Here is a 16,723-nt window from a genome sequence, read left to right as displayed (position 1 = left end):
AGTGAATCCTATTCACTGCGACATGCATTAGCCGATTATGATCGGTGTCGAAAAGCGATGAACACCCTTTGGTGTGAACGAAAGGTGATGCGATAGGCCAACCAGCTCCGCTGCAAGCCACAGGACTGAGAGCCACATTTCTGTTCCCTGCAAACTGGTGTCTTGCCCCGTTGCAAAGGCGTAGCCGTGTTGGCGTGTCCAGCCGTTTGAGAGCGTCTCAATCAGCGAAAAGGCAATTGCGCGGGCCTCTTCGCGGCGATGGTCTGTCTGTTTCAGGCAAAGAAGCAGAGGGTGAATTGTATCCAGCAGATTGCAGGCATTGAACTGCACGCCGGAAAACCCCTTATAGGCACGATAATGGCCAAGGACGGAATCGATCGTTCTTTCAGGATAGGGCAGGGGCAGGCCAAATTGCGCATAGGACCCGCGTGAGAGCCGATAAAAACCATTGACGGGTTGTAGAAAACCTTCAGCTTCGGTTGGGCTGCCCCACAGACCCGTCACGCGGTTTGCGTTCAACGCCAGCCAGCCGAACAGCACATGGCGATTGGAGCCCGAGTTGAAATAACGCGCATTGAAATAGAGCGCCGTGGCAATGGCATCCACCGTTGCGCCGCTGTGCCAGGCACGGGTGCGCCAGGGCAGGGATTCAAGCCATTCGATCAGCGCCGGTGCCGTCAAATCCTCGACAAGCGTGACGGGATACAGCGGTTTTGCGCCCAGACATTCCAGCGCATACCCTACCGCCAGCACATTGTAGAGCGCCAGCGGATCATCGCGCAGTGGATGTTGTGGCTGGTGATACGGATCGGGAAACAGGCCCGTGGTTTGCTCCTGCACCGCTTGCAGACGCTGGATGGTGGGTTCAACATCAAAGACATCGCGCTCGCCGCCGAAGGCTGCGGCAATTTCAATGGCGTCGCACAGATGCCGTATGCTGCGCCGGACTGCGCCGCTGGCGTCCGCAGATTGGTAATCGTCGGCATGGCGGTGGTGAGAAAGCACCGCGCGCCAATCTGCCAGTGCTATGGCGTCCAGTTTGCGCAAGGCAATTTCGGCCCTTGTCTCAGGGCTTTGCAGTGGCGATGCCTGCTGGCGCATGCGCACCACGCGGGCCGGAACACCGGCGGCAATGGCATAGGCTGGCACATCCTTGGCCACCACAGCACCGGCTGCGATAATGGCACCCTTGCCGATGGTGACGCCATCCAGCACCACGGCATTGGCTCCAATCCAGACATCATCGTCTATGTGAATGCCAAGCGTGGTCAAGGGTTGGCGATAGATGGGCGTTTGCAGATCTTCAAAACCGTGGTTGAAGCCAACAATGCTGACATGCGAGGCAATGCGCACGCCATGCCCGAGCCGCACTTTTCCCGACAGGCAGGCATAGGCATTGATGGAAACATCATCGCCCATTTCCACATCGCCCCGCACCAGCGCGTGACCCGCGATCCATGACTGTGCGCCCATGATCAAGCGTTGCGTATGAATGGCAGCGTGTTCGGCAATATAGGTGCCGGGGCCAAAGCTGGCTCCGGCATGGGCTTCCAGCGCCTTCAGCCGGGCCTGATGCTCCGGTGCATTAATATCGGCTGCTTTTCGCTCCCAGGTCAGAAAATTCAACCGGTCTTTGCTCAGTGCCGCATTGGTGGCTGGCGCTGTGCTGTCATCCAATGCGTCAGGGTCTTTTTTCATGCTAGAGCTGACTTGCTAGAGCTGACTTGGGCGCATGCGCTCGGTGCGCAACAGGGCGCGGTAGCGCACCTGACTGCCTTCGAGATGGTGCAGCATGGCGCTGCGGGCGGCATCCCGATCACCATTGGAAATCGCCAGCACGATGGCTTCATGTTCCTGATAAATCAATCGGCGATAGGCATCTGCCTCGCGCTGATCCTCTGCAACCGGTTTGGATTGCGGAATGGCGGAGGTGCCGCGCTGTTCCAGAAACTCACGAAACAGTGGATTATGCGTGGCATCGGCAATGGCCAGATGCAGCGCAAAATCTGCCGCCCGAATGGATGTTCCCGCCTCGATACAGGTCATGACTGCAGCATGACGATCAAGAATAACCTCTTCATGGGCGGGCGAGCGGCGCAGGGCAGCAAGCCCCGCAGCCTCAACCTCAATGGGGGTGCGGATTTCCAGAATTTCAAGATCAGACGCCAGCCGGACCTTGTCGATCAGCGCAACAGGCCTTGCATCATCGGGACGGGGCAGAACGAACACACCAGCCCCTTTGCGCGCCTCCACCAGATGGTCTGAGCGCAAAGCGGCCACTGCCTCGCGCACAACAGTGCGGCTGACGCCGTGGATTTCGGTCAGTTGCGCCTCGCTCGGCAATTTGTCGCCCGGTGTGTAATCACCGTCCAGAATGGCTTTGCGCAGGGCTTCACTGACCTGCCAGGCCAATGTTCTGCTGCCACGGGTTACACCTGTATATGCGGCCACGGTTATTCCTCAGTCAAATCTCACCCGGCAGATGCGTCTTCGGGTGACTTGTTTTGCAAAGGTGTATGATAATTTCACAAATTTTTCAACAGATTTACGCTTTGCTGTGAAAATTCAAAATGCGCTCGGCATTAAAATCATAGAAAAATCTATGTTTACAGAGAAATATACAGCCTGTATCTCTGTATGATAAGTTTAAGATGAGCCAATCTGAGGAACGCTGCGCGGTGATCAGATGCTGGATGGGAGTTAAGAGGATGCACGCTGCAACAAGTGCCTGGGAAAAAGACGAAACCGTGCGCCATTTCCTCCAGTTCAATCCCCTTCACGGCAATCCGCTCTCAAGTCGGGATGATCTGGCGCGGGCGGTCGAGGCCTTTTATGCGCCGTTGCGGGATTGCTTTTCAAAAGGCAATGCTCGCTTGCGGCTTGGAACAGCCGGTGCCCATTACGGCGGGGCAGCAAGCGAGATGGAGGCGCTGATCCGTCCACTCTGGGGGCTTGCTCCTCTCCTGGCCGGAGGCTTCCCCTTTGAGGATATCAGCCGTTATATCGAGGGCATAACAAACGGCACAGACCCGGACCATCCCGAATATTGGGGCGATGTCGGGCCGTTTGATCAGCGCATGGTGGAAATGGCGGGCCTGTCTCTGGCCTTCATTCTGGCACCTGATGCCTTCTGGGTGCCGCTTTCAATTGACGCCAAACAGCGCGTGTCTTGCTGGATGCGCACAATCAATGACTACCCGACAGCGGACAATAACTGGCTGTTTTTCCGGGTGCTGACCAATCTTGCTCTGCGCAATGTGGGGGAAGAATGGTCTGATGATGCCATTCGCGCCGCTTTGGATCGCTTGGACCAGTTTCATTTGGCAGATGGTTATTATCGCGACGGCAAGTGGTATCAGCTTGATTACTATATTCCCATGGGGTTCCATTTCTATGGGCTGATGGTTGCCAAACTGGCAGGTGATCTCTACCCCGACCATGCCGCGCGCTATCGTGAGAGGGCACGGCGCTTTGCTCAAGATTTTCAGCATTGGTTTGCCGATGATGGTGCCGCCGTGCCGTTCGGGCGTTCCATGACCTATCGCTTTGCGCAAGGAGCCTTCTGGGCGGCTTGCGCTTTTGCCGATGAAGAGGTTTTGCCGTGGGGGCGGATTAAAGGCCTGTTGCTGCGGCATTTGCGCTGGTGGGGCACGCAGCCGATCACCGGGCGGGATGGTATTTTGTCGGTGGGCTATAGCTATCCCAATCTGCTGATGTCAGAGGCCTATAATGCTCCGGGCTCGCCCTATTGGGCCTTGAAGAGTTTTCTGGTTCTGTCTATGCCACAATCCCACCCGTTCTGGACAACGGATGAGGAGCCTGCCGATCAATTGCCCGGCGGGCGGATTGCTTCACCCGCAAGCGGCTTTCTGATGCGCCGCGAACACGGCGATGCCGTCGTGCTGACGGGCGGGCAGGATGGCCGCGAACATCGCTGTTTTGATGCCAAATATGGCCGTTTTGCCTATTCCTCGGCCTTTGCCTTTTCTGTGGCCAGTGATGCAGGTGCGCCAGATCGGCCAGAACGAAGTGCTGTGGATTCAGGCCTGATTGTCTCGCGCGACGGGATCGCGTGGATGTCGCGCAACATGATCACCGGTGCCGGGCTGGATCAGGGCATGGCTTGGGGGCGGTGGCAGCCGGATGCGGATCTTTCCATTGAGAGCTGGGTGGATTTTGCAGGGTCCGGCTGGCATGTGCGCCTGCATCGCATCACCACCCATGTGCCCTTGCATGTCGGTGAGGGCGGCTTTGCCATTGACCGAACAGGAGATGGCCATCAATCGCCTGCATCATGGTTCGAGATCGGGCCGGGGCGTGGGTTCGTGCGCAGTCTCTCGGCGGTGTCAGGCATTGTTGATCTGCTCTCCGATCGTCAGGCCAGCATTATCCGGGCTGCACCCAATACAAATTTGCGCTTTCCGCGAACCTTCTTTCCCCGCCTTGTCGGGCAGGTGCCTGCGGGTACAAGCTGGTTGGCAACGGCCTGTTTTGCCAAGCCGGATGCATCGGCAGCGATAAGCCCAATGGATTTGCCGGAAACTCTGTTGAATTTTTGCCAGAGTCATAAAATCATTTTATCACAGACCGAATAAAGAAACGGCCTGAAGGTTTTCCTTCAGGCCGTTGATTTGTTATTATTTCTTCAGAACCTCTTGAACGCCCTGATCCATCTCCTTCAAGCCTTCATCCACCGGGACATTTCCGGTCATGATGGAATCATGCACGCGGTTCAGCACCAGTTCGATCTTGGCGGCGCCGAGGCTGACGGGCATTTCAAGATAGGACTTGGTGGCCTTGAGTGCCGCTTTGCTGTTGGCATCCGATGGAAAGCCCTTGGTGGCAGAAATCGTGTCAATCACCTTGTCATCGCGCAGGGCTGGGATCGTGCCGGTTGCGGCAACAATCGCTGCACCTTCCGGGCCTGAGACCCATTTGACGAAATCCTCGGCGGCGGCTTTGTTGGCACTCCGCGCATTCACGCCAAGGCTGGTGACCTGGGCTGCCGTGGTGCCGGCTGCAACGCCATCGGGATGAGGAAAGCTGACGACACCCCAGTTTTTGGCAAGCGATTCACCAGACGCCACCTTGGCAATCTGGGTGCCAATGAACCATGTGCCCATCGGCAGCATGGCGATCTGCTGATTGAAGAAGGGGCCGGAATAATGGGTGTTGGTGGACTTCAGCGAACCGTAGGACTGCACAACGCCATCTTTCTGCAAGGACAGAGCGCGCTCATACCATGGTTTCAGAAACTCATATTTGCCATCAATCAGGGTGTGCTTGCCATCCTGAATGCCGGGCAGTTGCACGGTTGAGCGCCATGTGTGCAGATGGGTTCCATAGACCTTGTTGGAGCCAAAGCCTTTGGTGAGCTTGCGCGCCGTATCGTCAAACTGCTTCCAGGTCATGTCATTGGTGGGGTAGGGTACGCCCGCCTTATCGAACAAATCCTTGTTGTAATAGACAACCCAGAAATCGGTGCGAAACGGCAGGGCATAGAGCCCATTGTTCACCGTCAGAGCTTCAATCAGGCCCGCGTAGTCCTTGGTGTCTTTGGGGCTAGCGCCCTCTTTTGAAAGATCAACCAGCGCTTTGGTGCTGACCAATTGCGCATAGCCCGGAATGTCCTTGACGGTAACGATGTCGATATCATTGGCCCCACCGGTGAGCTGGGTCATCAACATGGTGTTGTAATCCTGCGAGCCGAGATCGGTATGGTTGATCTTGATGTCGGGGTGCAGTTTTTCATAGGCCGAGATCAGCGGCTGATAGAACGCAACCTTGTCCCAATCCCACAGCGCCCAGTTCAAGGTAATGGAACCTTGCGCAAAAGCATGGCCCGGCAGCGCGATGCTTGCGGCCAGCAGCGTCATTTTCAAAAGGTTTCGCATATGGGTCTCCTCCCCGTTTCTTGTGAATGATCTTTATCGCTTGCTTTGAGCGCACTGAATGTGACGGACAGCGTGGCCAGCGAGAAATTAAACGCGGCGGGCATGAACACCGACACCGGATAAAACACGATGTGGAGCAGCCACAGGCTGGCAATGAAAGCAAAGGCCGCAAGGATGGGCCAAGGGCGGCCCAGCATGGCAAGGGCGGCCCGCCGCGCCAGATCGTAAGGGGCCAGATCGGGCTTTTCCACCAAAAGCACGAACACATGCGCCGTGAGCGCCAAGACAAACACCCAGATCATCACGCACAGGGTGGCTGCTGCCGCAAAGGCAAAGTTGACGATAGCCAATTGCCCATAAATGAACGCCGCATACCCGGAGAGGCCCAGTACTGTAGCGCTGACCAGGCCCCAAGCCGTTGCTGCCTTGAAATGTCGGCAAAAGGCCTGCCAGAAATCGCGCCAGAGATAGGTATTTTCATCGCGCACCATGGAGATGCAGATGCGTGTTGCCGCTGCATGGGCGGCGGGGATGGTGATGATGGGCAGGCAAAAAACCACAATCATCAGGTTCAGTTTAAACAAGTCCCAGGCTTCACGCACAACAATCTGAGCAAACAGGGCCAAGCCGCGTTTTTTCGGCGCATCCTTGGGGATGCCGGGGCCCTCTCGCTGAAATCGTGCGCGCAGCCAGTTCATGCCGTGCCTATCTGCTGGCGGGGAATGGCCAGCTCGGTGTCCTTGTCGAACAGATGGGCGTAACTCATATCCACCACCAAGGTGATGGCATCGCCGCTGCGCGCCCGGCAGCGCGGCGAGACCTTGGCAATCAGAGTGTGCCCGTGGCAGACGACATTGAGGTGAACTTCAGACCCCATTGGCTCGGCCAGTTCCACCGTGGTGCTCAATGAGGCAATCGTGTTTGCGGCAACGTCAACGGGCTGAAATTCATAGAAATTCTCTGGCCGCAGGCCCAAAACCAGCTCGCGCCCTTCATAGATTTTGAGCCTTTCTGCGTCAAAACTCTTGGGCAAAGGCATGTCCTGTCCGCCAAACACGGCCACATAATCATCACTGCGCTTTGCCAGTGTCACGGTGAGCATGTTCATTTGTGGCGCGCCGATAAAACCCGCAACAAACATGTTGACCGGTGTGTCATAGAGGTTTTGCGGTGTATCGACTTGCAGGATGCGGCCATCCTTCATCACCACAATCCGGTCGGCCATGGTCATGGCTTCTACCTGATCATGGGTGACATAGATGAATGTGGCATCCAGCCGCTTGTGCAATTTGGTAATCTCGGCCCGCATGGTGCCACGCAGCTTGGCATCGAGGTTGGAAAGCGGCTCATCCAGCAAAAAAACGGCAGGATTTCGCACCATGGCGCGGCCAAGCGCCACGCGCTGGCGCTGGCCACCTGAAAGGGCCTTGGGCTTGCGGTTCAAAAGATGCTCGATATCGAGGATTTTCGCGGCTTCCTTGACCTTGACGTCAATCTCGTCCTGCGGTGCCTTGCGCAATTGCAGACCAAAGGCCATGTTTTTATAGACAGTCATATGCGGATAAAGCGCATAATTCTGAAACACCATGGCAATGTCGCGATCCTTGGAGGGTACGTCATTGACCAGTTGATCACCAATCACCAATTCACCGCCGGTGACCTCTTCCAGACCGGCAATCATCCGCAAGGTTGTGGATTTGCCACAGCCGGATGGGCCGACCAGAATGATGAATTCCTTGTCCGCGATCTCCAGATCAATGTCGTGCACCACGGTCAATGCGCCGAAGCTTTTGTTGAGTTTTGATAGGGTAATGCCAGCCATCTGCTTCTCCGGTCCCCTTCAGAAAACGTGAGGGGTATTTACTTGTAACTCACCAATAGGTGGACCAGTTGCGTGAAAGCCGCGTCAGGGCTTCCATGCAATAATAATCACCCCACGAGACGCATTCATCGACACCTTCGCCACGGCAGGTGTTGTAGGGACTCTTTTTCGAATAGGTGCCGTGCAGCACCAAGCCGTTTGAGCGGGCCGGGTCTTTGACCGCATAGTGATCGACAAGGCTTTTCATCATTCGCCGTGCCAAAAGGCGATAGTCTTCCGCCGCCTCGCCACCGACAAGATCGGCCATTTCCAACAAGCCGCAGGCGACAATGGACGCGGAAGAGGAATCGCGCGGCTCGTCACCTTCGGTAAAAATCAGATCCCAATAGGGCACAAGGTCAGTTGGCAGGCGCTTGCAATAGAAGGCCAGCAAGCGGTCAAAAGCGTCGCGATAGTCTGGAAGGGGTTCATAGCGATAGGAGAGCGCCATGCCATAAATGCCCCACGCCTGCCCACGCGCCCAGTCGCTATCATCGCGATAGCCTTGTTTGGTGGCACCCCGCACCGGACCGCCGGTTACCGGGTCCATGTAAAACGTGTGATAGGTGGAATCATCAGCGCGGACGGAATGGGCAAGCGTCGTGCGGGCGTGAATCAGCGCAATATCGCGGTATTTCGGATCGCCCGTTTCCCGGCTTGCCCAATAGAGAAGCGGAAGATTAAGAAGGCAATCAATGATATAGCGGTGGTTTTCCGGCTGTCCCATCGGTCCCCAGGCTTGCAGAAATCCACCGACAGGATGGAAGCGCTCGATCAATTGGTCGGCGGCCAGAAGAGCGGCCTTGCGACCATCTTCATCACCCACCAGCTTCCATGCCGCAACACAGCTGGGCGAATAGAGAAAGCCCATATCGTGATGGTCGGTTTCAATGCGGTTCTCGATGCGATGGAGAAAGCTCTGCACCTGAATTTGGGCGGCATATTGGAAGATCTTGTCGCCCGTATGCTCAAAGGCCAGCCAGATCTCGCCGGGCCAAAAGCCTGCCGTCCATTGGTCATTGGCAACAGCGGGGTAGATATTGTTGACGCTGGAGTGGTTCTGGGCCTGATAGGTAAAGGATGGAAGATTGCGCCGCACCTGCGCAACAGCTTCAATCAGTGCTGCCTTCACCTCATCGTCAGAAATGGCGGGAACAATAAAATTCTGGGCGAATACGTTCATCGTTTCAACCTTTCAAACCGGAATTGGCCACGCCTTCAACAAAGAAGCGTTGCAGCGCCAGAAACACCACAAGAACAGGGATGATGGCGACCACGGAGGCGGCCATGATCAACCCATATTCAGCCGAATATTGGGAAATAAACATGCGAAGGCCGATCTGGATGGTCTTCAACTCGGTGCGGGTCAGATAGATCATCGGCCCGAGAAAATCGTTCCAGGTGTTGACGAAGGTGAAGATCGTCAGCGTAGACAGGGCTGGCTTGGACAGCGGCAGCATGATCTTGGCCCAGATCTGATACTCGTTCATGCCATCAATGCGGGCCGCTTCGCACAGCTCATCCGGGATCGACATATAAAACTGCCGCATCAAAAACACGCCAAAGGCGTTAAACGCTTGAAGGCAAATTAGCGCCAAGTGGGTGTTGTTGAGGCCAAATTCGCGCATCAACAGGAATTGCGGCACCATATAGACCTGCCAAGGCATGGCGATGGTGGCGATATAGCCCAAAAACAGCAGGTTCTTGTAGGGAAAATGCAGTTTGGCAAAGGCATAGGCCGCAAAGCTGGAGGTTAACAGCTGCAAGATGGTAACAATGATGGTCAGCTTTGAGGTGTTGTAAACAAACAGTGCCAGCGGAATCTTGGTCCAGATATCAATATAATTCTGCCAGCGCGGATGGGGTGGAATCCACACAATCGGGAAGGCGAAAACATCGCGATTAAGTTTGAGCGATGCCGACAGCATCCACGCAAATGGCAACAGCATCAACACGGTGATCGCGATGATGGTGATGTAGACCATCACGGTTTTCAGCTTGATTTTAACACCCAGAATTTTCATCACGCCGCTCCTTCTCACGCGTCGCGGGCGGCGCGAAACTGCACCACGGTAATGATCAAAACCATGAAGAACAGCACCAACGACACCATGCTGGAATAGCCCAGATCCCAGGAAATGAAGGCCTCGTTGTAGATATGATAGACCAGCACCAGTGTGGATGTGCCGGGGCCGCCCTGGGTGATCATGAAAATCTGGTCGAACACCTTGAAGGATTGAATGGTCAGCATGACCGAGACAAAGAACGTGGTGGGTGCCAGCTGCGGCACGGTGATATACCAGAATTTCTGCCAAGAGGTTGCACCGTCCAGATTGGCCGCTTCATAGAGCTCGGCATTGATGCCTTGCAGCCCGGCCAGATAGATCACCATGTAATAGCCCATGCTTTTCCATATGCCGAACAGGATGACGGTGACCATGGCCCAATGCCGATCCGCAGCCCAACCGGGCAGATGGGCGGGGTCAATACCCATGCTGTAGAGGAGCATATTGACCGGCCCCATATCGGGGTTGAACAGCATGTTCCACACCACTGCCACGGCCACCAGCGAGGCGACATAGGGGAAGAACATGGCTGTTCGAAAGAACGCGCGTCCGAAAATCTTCTGATTGAGCAAAACCGCCAGCCCCAGCGCGCAAGCCAGCGTCAAGGGAACGGAAAACACCGTGTATATAATGGTGTTGAACAGCGCATCCTTGAAAGCGCGGTCGCCAAACAGATGCCAGAAATTATCAAGCCCGGCAAAGGTGATGGGGTTGGAGCCATCCCAGTGCATGAAGGCAAGAGCGAAGGCAAACAGAATTGGCCCCAGCGTAAACGTGGCAAAGCCGATAAAATTGGGCGCGATAAAGGAATAGGCAACCAGATTGGCGCGCAATTTCCGCTGACGCTTCGACATCGAAGCCACCCGTTTGGGCGTGCGCTCCGCCTGCTCACGAAAGGTCTGTGTGACCATTTTTCCTCCTGCCTGCCACTTTGGCGACGACGCTTGATACTCGATGACATCAAAAGCGGCGCTCGCCCTCCCAAGGCATGCCTGTAATACATTTCTTCAAAAAATAACACAAGTAAGAAATATGTTTTGCCAAAAGAATGCAAAATGCTTAAACCTGTATAACATCTTTGCGGGTTGCCGGGCGTTTCGGTTGGAGGGAAGTCGGTCCATGTTTGTTGAATGCCTTGGGCAACTGCCGGATTTTTTACCGGATTTCGCGTTTGCTCCAGTGGTTGCGGATCGTCAGGCATGGGAGGCAATCCCGGCGGCCTATCGCGCCAGACTTGTTGCAGGCGGCGAGGCGGCGCTTGAGCAGGAATGGCCGTTGATCACGGCCTGTGCCTTCATGGAGTATCACCGCAACGGCAACCGCACCCGGTTTGAAGACCTGTTCTTTGCCCGTCGACGCATGCTGAATGCGCTTGTGATGGCAGAGGCTGTTGAAGGGCAGGGGCGTTTTCTGGATCAGATCATCGATGGGGTGATGTTGCTCTGTGAAGAAAGCGGCTGGCAGCTTCCGGCCCACAATTCCTATGTTCGCGGCGGACCGCGTCTGGCCCTGCCAGACAATTCAGCGCCGATTATTGATCTGTTTGCCGCTGAAACGGCTGCGCAACTGGCGGTGCTGGCAAGCCTGCTGGAACAGCCGCTTAATGCGATCAGCCCCGAAATCGTGCGCCGCATTGATCGCGAGCTTCAGAACAGGATCATCGCGCCCTATCTGTCGAGCCATTTCTGGTGGATGGGCAATGGCGATGAACCCATGAACAACTGGACAGCATGGTGTACGCAAAACGTTTTGCTGACCGCGTTCACGCGGCCCAATACGCAAGAGGATAGGGGCCGCATTGTCGAAAAATCGGCGAAAAGTCTGGATGCCTTTCTCAAGGATTATGGCGATGACGGTGCCTGCGAAGAAGGGGCGATGTATTATCGCCATGCGGGGCTCTGTCTGTTCAATGCGCTCAACGTGCTGAGTTCTGTGGCACCTGCGGCATTTTCGCCGCTTTGGCAGCAGCCGAAATTGCGCAATATGGCCGAATACATCGTCGATGTGCATATTGATGGGCAGTCTTATTTCAATTTTGCCGATTGCTCTGCCGTGGCAGATCGCTGTAGCGCGCGCGAATATCTGTTTGGCGTGGCAACGGGATCAAACCGTCTGGCAGATTTTGCCGCGTCCGATTGGGCGCAGGATATGCATCCGGAATTGCCGCAGGAAATCAATCTCTTCTACCGCCTTCAAACGGCGTTTGCAGCGAAAGCCATGCTGGCGCGCAGCCCGCCTGCAGTTGAAAAGCCGGATATTTATTATCCCAGTGTCGGCTTGTTGATTGCCAGAGATGAGACTTACGCCCTTGCCGTCAAGGCGGGCGACAATGTTGATAGCCACAATCACAACGATGTCGGAAGCTTCACGCTTTACAAAAACGGCAAGCCCTTTTTGATCGATGTCGGCGTGGAGAGCTATACGGCCAAGACCTTTTCACCCAGCCGCTATGAGATCTGGACCATGCAATCGGCTTTTCACAATTTGCCGGGTTTTGCAGGTGTGATGCAGCAGGATGGCGAGACCTTTGCCGCAAGAGATGTGCAGGTCGAGCTTGGAGCGCTCCAATCATACATATCAATGGATATCGCCGGAGCCTATCCCGAACAGGCCCATCTTCGCCAGTACCTTCGGCGGGTTCGGTTGCTGAAGGGGCATGGCGTGGAAATTGACGATGTTTTTGACGGCGATAAACCTGCGCAATTGTCTCTGATGTTTTCGCAAAGGCCAGAGCTTTCAGCGGATGGCCTTCACCTGCCAGGGCTGGGAAATATCACGGTGCATGGCCACGCATCGGCGGTGGTTGAAGAGATCCCCATCACCGATCCGCGTTTACGTATGGCCTGGCCTGATCGGCTCTATCGCGTGCTGCTGCCGTTCAAGAGCAATCGTCTGACATTGACTGTGGTTTGAGGAGAGACCGCCATGCGCCTGACATTGAAGGTGATCGATGATCGAGGAGTGGTTTTATCCGAGGCCTCGGGTGAGGATGAGGTTATTCTTGTGCATCGATCCGTCTATAACGAAGGCGATTGCGTGGTGCTGGAGACCGATCATCCGCAACACTCCGTGCTCCTGTGTCTCGACAATGCCATGCCAGCGGCCTTGGTTTATGTCGCTGAGAAAGCCTGTCTGTTTCCTATCCCACACCATGCAGACCAAAAAGCCTATCCGCCTGAGGCCTTTGGCGGGACCACGCATCGGCTCTCTGCGCGCCTGATGCGGGCCGGCGAGGTGCCTGGCCGGCGCAATCTCGCCTGCAATCCCTACGATACATCGGGCAATACGCAGATATTTCCCCATGCATCGGCCAATGTTTCCACCCGCGGAGAGGCGGCCTTTGCGGCGCGCAATGCCATTGATGGTGAAAAGGCCAATGCTGGCCACGGCTTTTGGCCCTACACCAGCTGGGGCATTAATCGCGATCCATTGGCAGCACTCACCGTGCAATTTGGCCGCCCAGTGCTGGTGGATGAGGTGGTGCTGTATCTGCGCGCCGATTTTCCGCATGATGCATGGTGGGAGCAGGCTACGCTGCTGTTCGACACTGGCGATACGCTGACCGTGCCACTGATGAAAACCCATGCAGGCCAGCGCTTTGCTTTTGCGCCCAAGCGGGTTGAGTGGGTCACGCTGCAAAACCTGATCAAGGCTGACGATCCTTCGGTTTATCCGGCCCTCACTCAGATTGAAATATGGGGTCGGGGAGATTAAGCCGTCGTTTGTGAGGATGATAGACAACCGATGCAAGCGTGACGGTTTGTTTCATACGGCTGGCGTTGACAAAACCTATATAAAGGTTTGCGGAGAATGAACCTATCTCTGCCGGGCTGTGGACAAACTCGGCAAGGCGGTGCACGTCCGTGCGTTTGGCAATGACTTCGTAATAAGTGCACGGGGCAATCGGCAGCAATCTTCAAATCGGCTCGACCCCGAGCAGCGAGCGGTGTGCGTCGATGAAGGACATCATCGCATCAGTGGGCGCTCAAGCTCCGCCATCGCGAAAGAAGCAGATGCCTTTCGTAAAATCTCGTTGGCCTGATGAAGCTCGCAATTCTCCCGTTCCAGAGCCTTCGTTCGTTACCTCTCACCAGTTGAGGTCAACGGCAAACCCGGTGCGGTTGACCCGTTATTTCCGAAACCTTTCCCAAAAAATAGCAACAAACCCATGAACTATACGTGAGACATCGCTTAAAATGATGGACTCCTTAGGGTGTGATTAACAAATACACCTTATAATTGAGCTAATTGAGATTGTTTCTTCGCATGAAGCGGAAAAATCACGTATCAAGACCGAGTGCAGTAATCGCCCCTTGAGCCTCGAGCAGCGAGAGATAAATACGCGTTTTCGTTCATGATAACAGTATCTTGCCTATCGCGCTTCTAAGGCGGGTCCTCAACGGCACTCGTGTTTGGTCGTATGGATTCAGTGCACACTTCAGTTGTCCAGATGAGCTGCTTGGACTTTAGCACGCTCTTTGACAATCTGTTCTTGAGATTACCGTCACGTAGGTGATGACATCATACAAACCATAAGAGCAGCTTCCGATAGAGGATATACAATGTCTTTCTACACACAAATGAAGAAATCTTCCAAATCTCAGGTAGCTGTAGCAGAAATACAACGCATCTGTCATGGCATTGCAGATGGAAACATATCCGAGCGTGCAAATACCTTGGAAGCAACAGGCGACGCTAAAGAAATACTGATTGCTGTTAACCAATTACTTGATGTCACCCTACAACCGATACAGAAGCTCGCGGCATCAATCGCAAGAATGTCAGGTGAGCATGATAAGGGCGACATTGATATCCTGTTACCCACAGAAGACTTCAGGGGTACCTTTGCCGCGATGGCCAAAGGCGTGAACGACATGGTCGGGAGCCATATAGCAGTCAAGAAAAAGGCTATGGCTTGCATCAAGGAATTGGGCGAAGGCAATTTTGAAGCGCCACTCGAGCAGCTCCCCGGCAAGAAGGCTTTCATCAATGAGACGATTGAGACCTTGCGCGCCAATCTCCAAGGCCTGATTTCAGACATGAAAACAATGTCGATTGAGCACGATAAGGGTGATATTGATGTTATTGTGCCGGTCGAAAAATTCAAGGGTGACTTTGCCGTGATGGCCAAGGGCGTCAACGACATGGTCGGGAGCCATATAGCAGTCAAGAAAAAGGCTATGGCCTGCATCAAGGAATTGGGCGAAGGCAATTTTGAAGCACCGCTCGAGCAGTTTCCCGGCAAGAAGGTCTTCATCAATGAGACGATTGAGACCTTGCGCGCCAATCTCAAGGGCCTGATTTCAGACATGAAGACAATGTCGATTGAGCACGATAAGGGTGACATTGATATCTTCGTGCCGGTCGAGAAATTCAAGGGCGACTTTGCCGTGATGGCCAAGGGTGTCAACGATATGGTCAGCGGCCACATTGCAGTCAAAAAGAAGGCCATGGCCTGCATCAAGGAGCTGGGTGAGGGCAATTTCGATGCACCGCTTGAGCAGTTTCCTGGCAAAAAGGCGTTCATCAATGAGACTATCGAGACGCTGCGCGGAAATTTACAGGCTATTACCACTGAACTTCACCGGTTGATTGCCGCCTCAACAGCTGGCAAGCTCTCTGAGCGTGGCATCCCCGCTCATTTCGTCGGGGATTTCGCCAAGGTGATCTCCGGAATCAACGGCATGTTGGACGCTATCATCCTTCCGATCTCTGAAGGCAATCGTGTTCTTCGTCAGGTGAGTTTCGGTGATCTCACGCAGCATGTGGAAATCGAATGCGAAGGCGATCATGAACGCATGAAGGATGCGATCAACAATATGGTCGACAACCTGCGCAACACAGCGACAATAGCCGACCAGATCGCCAGTGGTGACTTGACCGTTGAGCCAAAGCCGCTCTCAGACAAGGACACTCTGGGCATTGCGCTTGTGTCTATGGTCGAGCGCCTTCGCGGGGTTGTTGCCGATGCATTAGCCGCAAGTCAGAATGTTTCAGCGGGTTCGCAGCAGCTCTCGTCCGGTTCAGAGCAGCTGTCGCAAGGCGCGACCGAACAGGCTGCATCGGCTGAAGAAGCCTCTGCTTCAATGGAAGAAATGGCCTCCAATATCAAGCAGAACGCTGACAACGCTGCCCAGACCGAAAAGATCGCCCGTCAGTCATCCAAGGATGCCGAAGCGTCCGGCGAGGCCGTCAACCGGGCTGTGGCTGCGATGCGCACGATTGCCGAAAAAATATCCATAGTGCAGGAAATCGCTCGTCAGACCGATCTTCTTGCTCTGAATGCTGCCGTGGAAGCGGCCCGTGCTGGAGAACATGGCAAGGGCTTTGCGGTAGTTGCTTCTGAAGTGCGTAAACTTGCCGAACGTAGCCAGTCAGCCGCCGCCGAAATCAGTGGGCTGTCTGGACAGACTGTGCAGGTCGCCACCGAAGCGGGTGGAATGCTTGCGCGTCTCGTGCCCGACATCCGCAAAACGGCCGAGTTGGTCTCTGAAATTTCTGCTGCGTGCCGGGAACAGGATATCGGTGCTTCGCAGATCAACGAGGCAATCCAGCAACTCGACAAAGTGACACAGCAGAATGCCGGAGCATCGGAAGAAATGTCGGCAACCTCTGAAGAACTCGCAGCCCAAGCCGAAGAGCTTCAGGCCTCTATTGCCTTCTTTAAGGTCGACAGTGCTGGGGCTAAAGTGCAAGTGCAAGGCAATCAGTCGGCCAAGGCTTGGTCCAAGAGCAACATCTCGACAAAACCGACAGCACTGCACCATGTGTCGAAGCCCGGCCAATCCGTTGCAAGCCAACAGGCGCGCGTAAAGGGCTGGATGCTCGATATGTCGATGGGGGGCCCGGATGCCGAGGATGTCGACTTTAGATAAAACGCATGTGCAAAGGGACCTATCGAA

12 protein-coding genes, 1 pseudogene and 1 other annotated feature are annotated in these 16,723 nt (G+C 54.9%); of the genes and pseudogenes, 4 read left to right on the top strand and 9 right to left on the bottom strand.

What is annotated here, in order from left to right; genetic code table 11:
* Nucleotides 1-27 precede the first annotated feature (27 nt).
* Together BJF95_RS01770 and BJF95_RS01765 are read right to left on the bottom strand one after the other, a co-directional pair.
* A complete protein-coding gene (locus tag BJF95_RS01770) occupies nucleotides 28-1,698 on the bottom strand; it encodes an acyltransferase (protein ID WP_083638650.1) in 1,671 nt (556 codons plus the stop codon).
* Nucleotides 1,699-1,713: 15 nt separating this feature from the next.
* Complete coding sequence (locus BJF95_RS01765; RefSeq protein WP_075637721.1) at nucleotides 1,714-2,451, bottom strand: FadR/GntR family transcriptional regulator; 738 nt, start codon at nucleotides 2,449-2,451, stop codon at nucleotides 1,714-1,716.
* Between the two features lie 257 nt (nucleotides 2,452-2,708).
* Between BJF95_RS01765 and BJF95_RS01760 the strand changes: the two genes are divergently transcribed.
* Nucleotides 2,709-4,595 (top strand): DUF2264 domain-containing protein, encoded by a 1,887-nt coding sequence (locus BJF95_RS01760; protein ID WP_075637720.1) that lies wholly within the window; start codon nucleotides 2,709-2,711, stop codon nucleotides 4,593-4,595.
* 42 nt (nucleotides 4,596-4,637) lie between these two features.
* On the opposite strand, the gene BJF95_RS01755 is transcribed toward BJF95_RS01760, so the two are convergent.
* The 6 genes from BJF95_RS01755 to BJF95_RS01730 are packed head-to-tail and all read right to left on the bottom strand — an operon-like array spanning nucleotide 4,638 to nucleotide 10,732.
* The gene (locus BJF95_RS01755) at nucleotides 4,638-5,894 is read right to left on the bottom strand and encodes an ABC transporter substrate-binding protein (protein ID WP_075637719.1); all 1,257 of its coding nucleotides are present in this window, start codon (nucleotides 5,892-5,894) and stop codon (nucleotides 4,638-4,640) included.
* The gene (locus tag BJF95_RS01750) at nucleotides 5,879-6,592 is read right to left on the bottom strand and encodes a DUF624 domain-containing protein (protein WP_075637718.1); all 714 of its coding nucleotides are present in this window, start codon (nucleotides 6,590-6,592) and stop codon (nucleotides 5,879-5,881) included. Before BJF95_RS01750 ends, BJF95_RS01755 begins: the two co-directional genes overlap by 16 nt.
* Nucleotides 6,589-7,716 carry an ABC transporter ATP-binding protein gene (locus tag BJF95_RS01745; RefSeq protein WP_075637717.1) on the bottom strand — a complete coding sequence of 376 codons (1,128 nt, stop codon included), beginning with the start codon at nucleotides 7,714-7,716 and terminating at the stop codon, nucleotides 6,589-6,591. Before BJF95_RS01745 ends, BJF95_RS01750 begins: the two co-directional genes overlap by 4 nt.
* 49 nt (nucleotides 7,717-7,765) lie before the next feature.
* On the bottom strand, nucleotides 7,766-8,938 hold the full coding sequence (locus tag BJF95_RS01740) for a glycoside hydrolase family 88 protein (RefSeq protein WP_075637716.1): 1,173 nt from the start codon (nucleotides 8,936-8,938) through the stop codon (nucleotides 7,766-7,768).
* Between the two features lie 4 nt (nucleotides 8,939-8,942).
* Nucleotides 8,943-9,779: a carbohydrate ABC transporter permease gene (locus BJF95_RS01735; RefSeq protein ID WP_075637715.1), complete on the bottom strand. Its 837-nt coding sequence runs from the start codon at nucleotides 9,777-9,779 to the stop codon at nucleotides 8,943-8,945.
* 14 nt (nucleotides 9,780-9,793) lie between these two features.
* On the bottom strand, nucleotides 9,794-10,732 hold the full coding sequence (locus tag BJF95_RS01730) for a carbohydrate ABC transporter permease (protein WP_075637714.1): 939 nt from the start codon (nucleotides 10,730-10,732) through the stop codon (nucleotides 9,794-9,796).
* A gap of 208 nt (nucleotides 10,733-10,940) precedes the next feature.
* On the opposite strand from BJF95_RS01730, the gene BJF95_RS01725 reads away from it, so the two are divergent.
* Nucleotides 10,941-12,734 carry a heparinase II/III domain-containing protein gene (locus tag BJF95_RS01725; RefSeq protein WP_075637713.1) on the top strand — a complete coding sequence of 598 codons (1,794 nt, stop codon included), beginning with the start codon at nucleotides 10,941-10,943 and terminating at the stop codon, nucleotides 12,732-12,734.
* Nucleotides 12,735-12,746: 12 nt separating this feature from the next.
* On the top strand, nucleotides 12,747-13,535 hold the full coding sequence (locus BJF95_RS01720) for a carbohydrate-binding protein (RefSeq protein WP_075637712.1): 789 nt from the start codon (nucleotides 12,747-12,749) through the stop codon (nucleotides 13,533-13,535).
* Nucleotides 13,536-13,665: 130 nt separating this feature from the next.
* Here BJF95_RS01720 and BJF95_RS24295 read toward each other — a convergent pair.
* Nucleotides 13,666-13,901: pseudogene (locus tag BJF95_RS24295) on the bottom strand (IS3 family transposase); the annotation flags it as partial.
* Nucleotides 13,717-13,833, bottom strand: a sequence feature (AL1L pseudoknot). Its footprint overlaps the pseudogene before it by 117 nt.
* A gap of 482 nt (nucleotides 13,902-14,383) precedes the next feature.
* Here BJF95_RS24295 and BJF95_RS24190 point away from each other — a divergent pair.
* Nucleotides 14,384-16,696, top strand: a complete 2,313-nt coding sequence (locus BJF95_RS24190; RefSeq protein WP_245297209.1) for a methyl-accepting chemotaxis protein — start codon at nucleotides 14,384-14,386, stop codon at nucleotides 16,694-16,696.
* The last annotated feature ends 27 nt before the right edge of the window (nucleotides 16,697-16,723 follow it).

It is taken from the genome of Rhizobium oryziradicis (assembly GCF_001939045.1).
In the GTDB taxonomy this organism is placed as follows: domain Bacteria; phylum Pseudomonadota; class Alphaproteobacteria; order Rhizobiales; family Rhizobiaceae; genus Allorhizobium; species Allorhizobium oryziradicis.
This window is presented reverse-complemented; position numbering and strand designations above follow the sequence as displayed.

Coding starts and splice junctions, on each gene's coding strand:
- BJF95_RS01745 (WP_075637717.1), bottom strand. CDS start 7,716: ATGGCTGGCATTACCCTATCAAAACTCAACAAAAGCTTCGGCGCATTG.
- BJF95_RS01770 (WP_083638650.1), bottom strand. CDS start 1,698: ATGAAAAAAGACCCTGACGCATTGGATGACAGCACAGCGCCAGCCACC.
- BJF95_RS01720 (WP_075637712.1), top strand. CDS start 12,747: ATGCGCCTGACATTGAAGGTGATCGATGATCGAGGAGTGGTTTTATCC.
- BJF95_RS01725 (WP_075637713.1), top strand. CDS start 10,941: ATGTTTGTTGAATGCCTTGGGCAACTGCCGGATTTTTTACCGGATTTC.
- BJF95_RS01755 (WP_075637719.1), bottom strand. CDS start 5,894: ATGCGAAACCTTTTGAAAATGACGCTGCTGGCCGCAAGCATCGCGCTG.
- BJF95_RS01735 (WP_075637715.1), bottom strand. CDS start 9,779: ATGAAAATTCTGGGTGTTAAAATCAAGCTGAAAACCGTGATGGTCTAC.
- BJF95_RS01750 (WP_075637718.1), bottom strand. CDS start 6,592: ATGAACTGGCTGCGCGCACGATTTCAGCGAGAGGGCCCCGGCATCCCC.
- BJF95_RS01730 (WP_075637714.1), bottom strand. CDS start 10,732: ATGGTCACACAGACCTTTCGTGAGCAGGCGGAGCGCACGCCCAAACGG.
- BJF95_RS01760 (WP_075637720.1), top strand. CDS start 2,709: ATGCACGCTGCAACAAGTGCCTGGGAAAAAGACGAAACCGTGCGCCAT.
- BJF95_RS24190 (WP_245297209.1), top strand. CDS start 14,384: ATGTCTTTCTACACACAAATGAAGAAATCTTCCAAATCTCAGGTAGCT.
- BJF95_RS01740 (WP_075637716.1), bottom strand. CDS start 8,938: ATGAACGTATTCGCCCAGAATTTTATTGTTCCCGCCATTTCTGACGAT.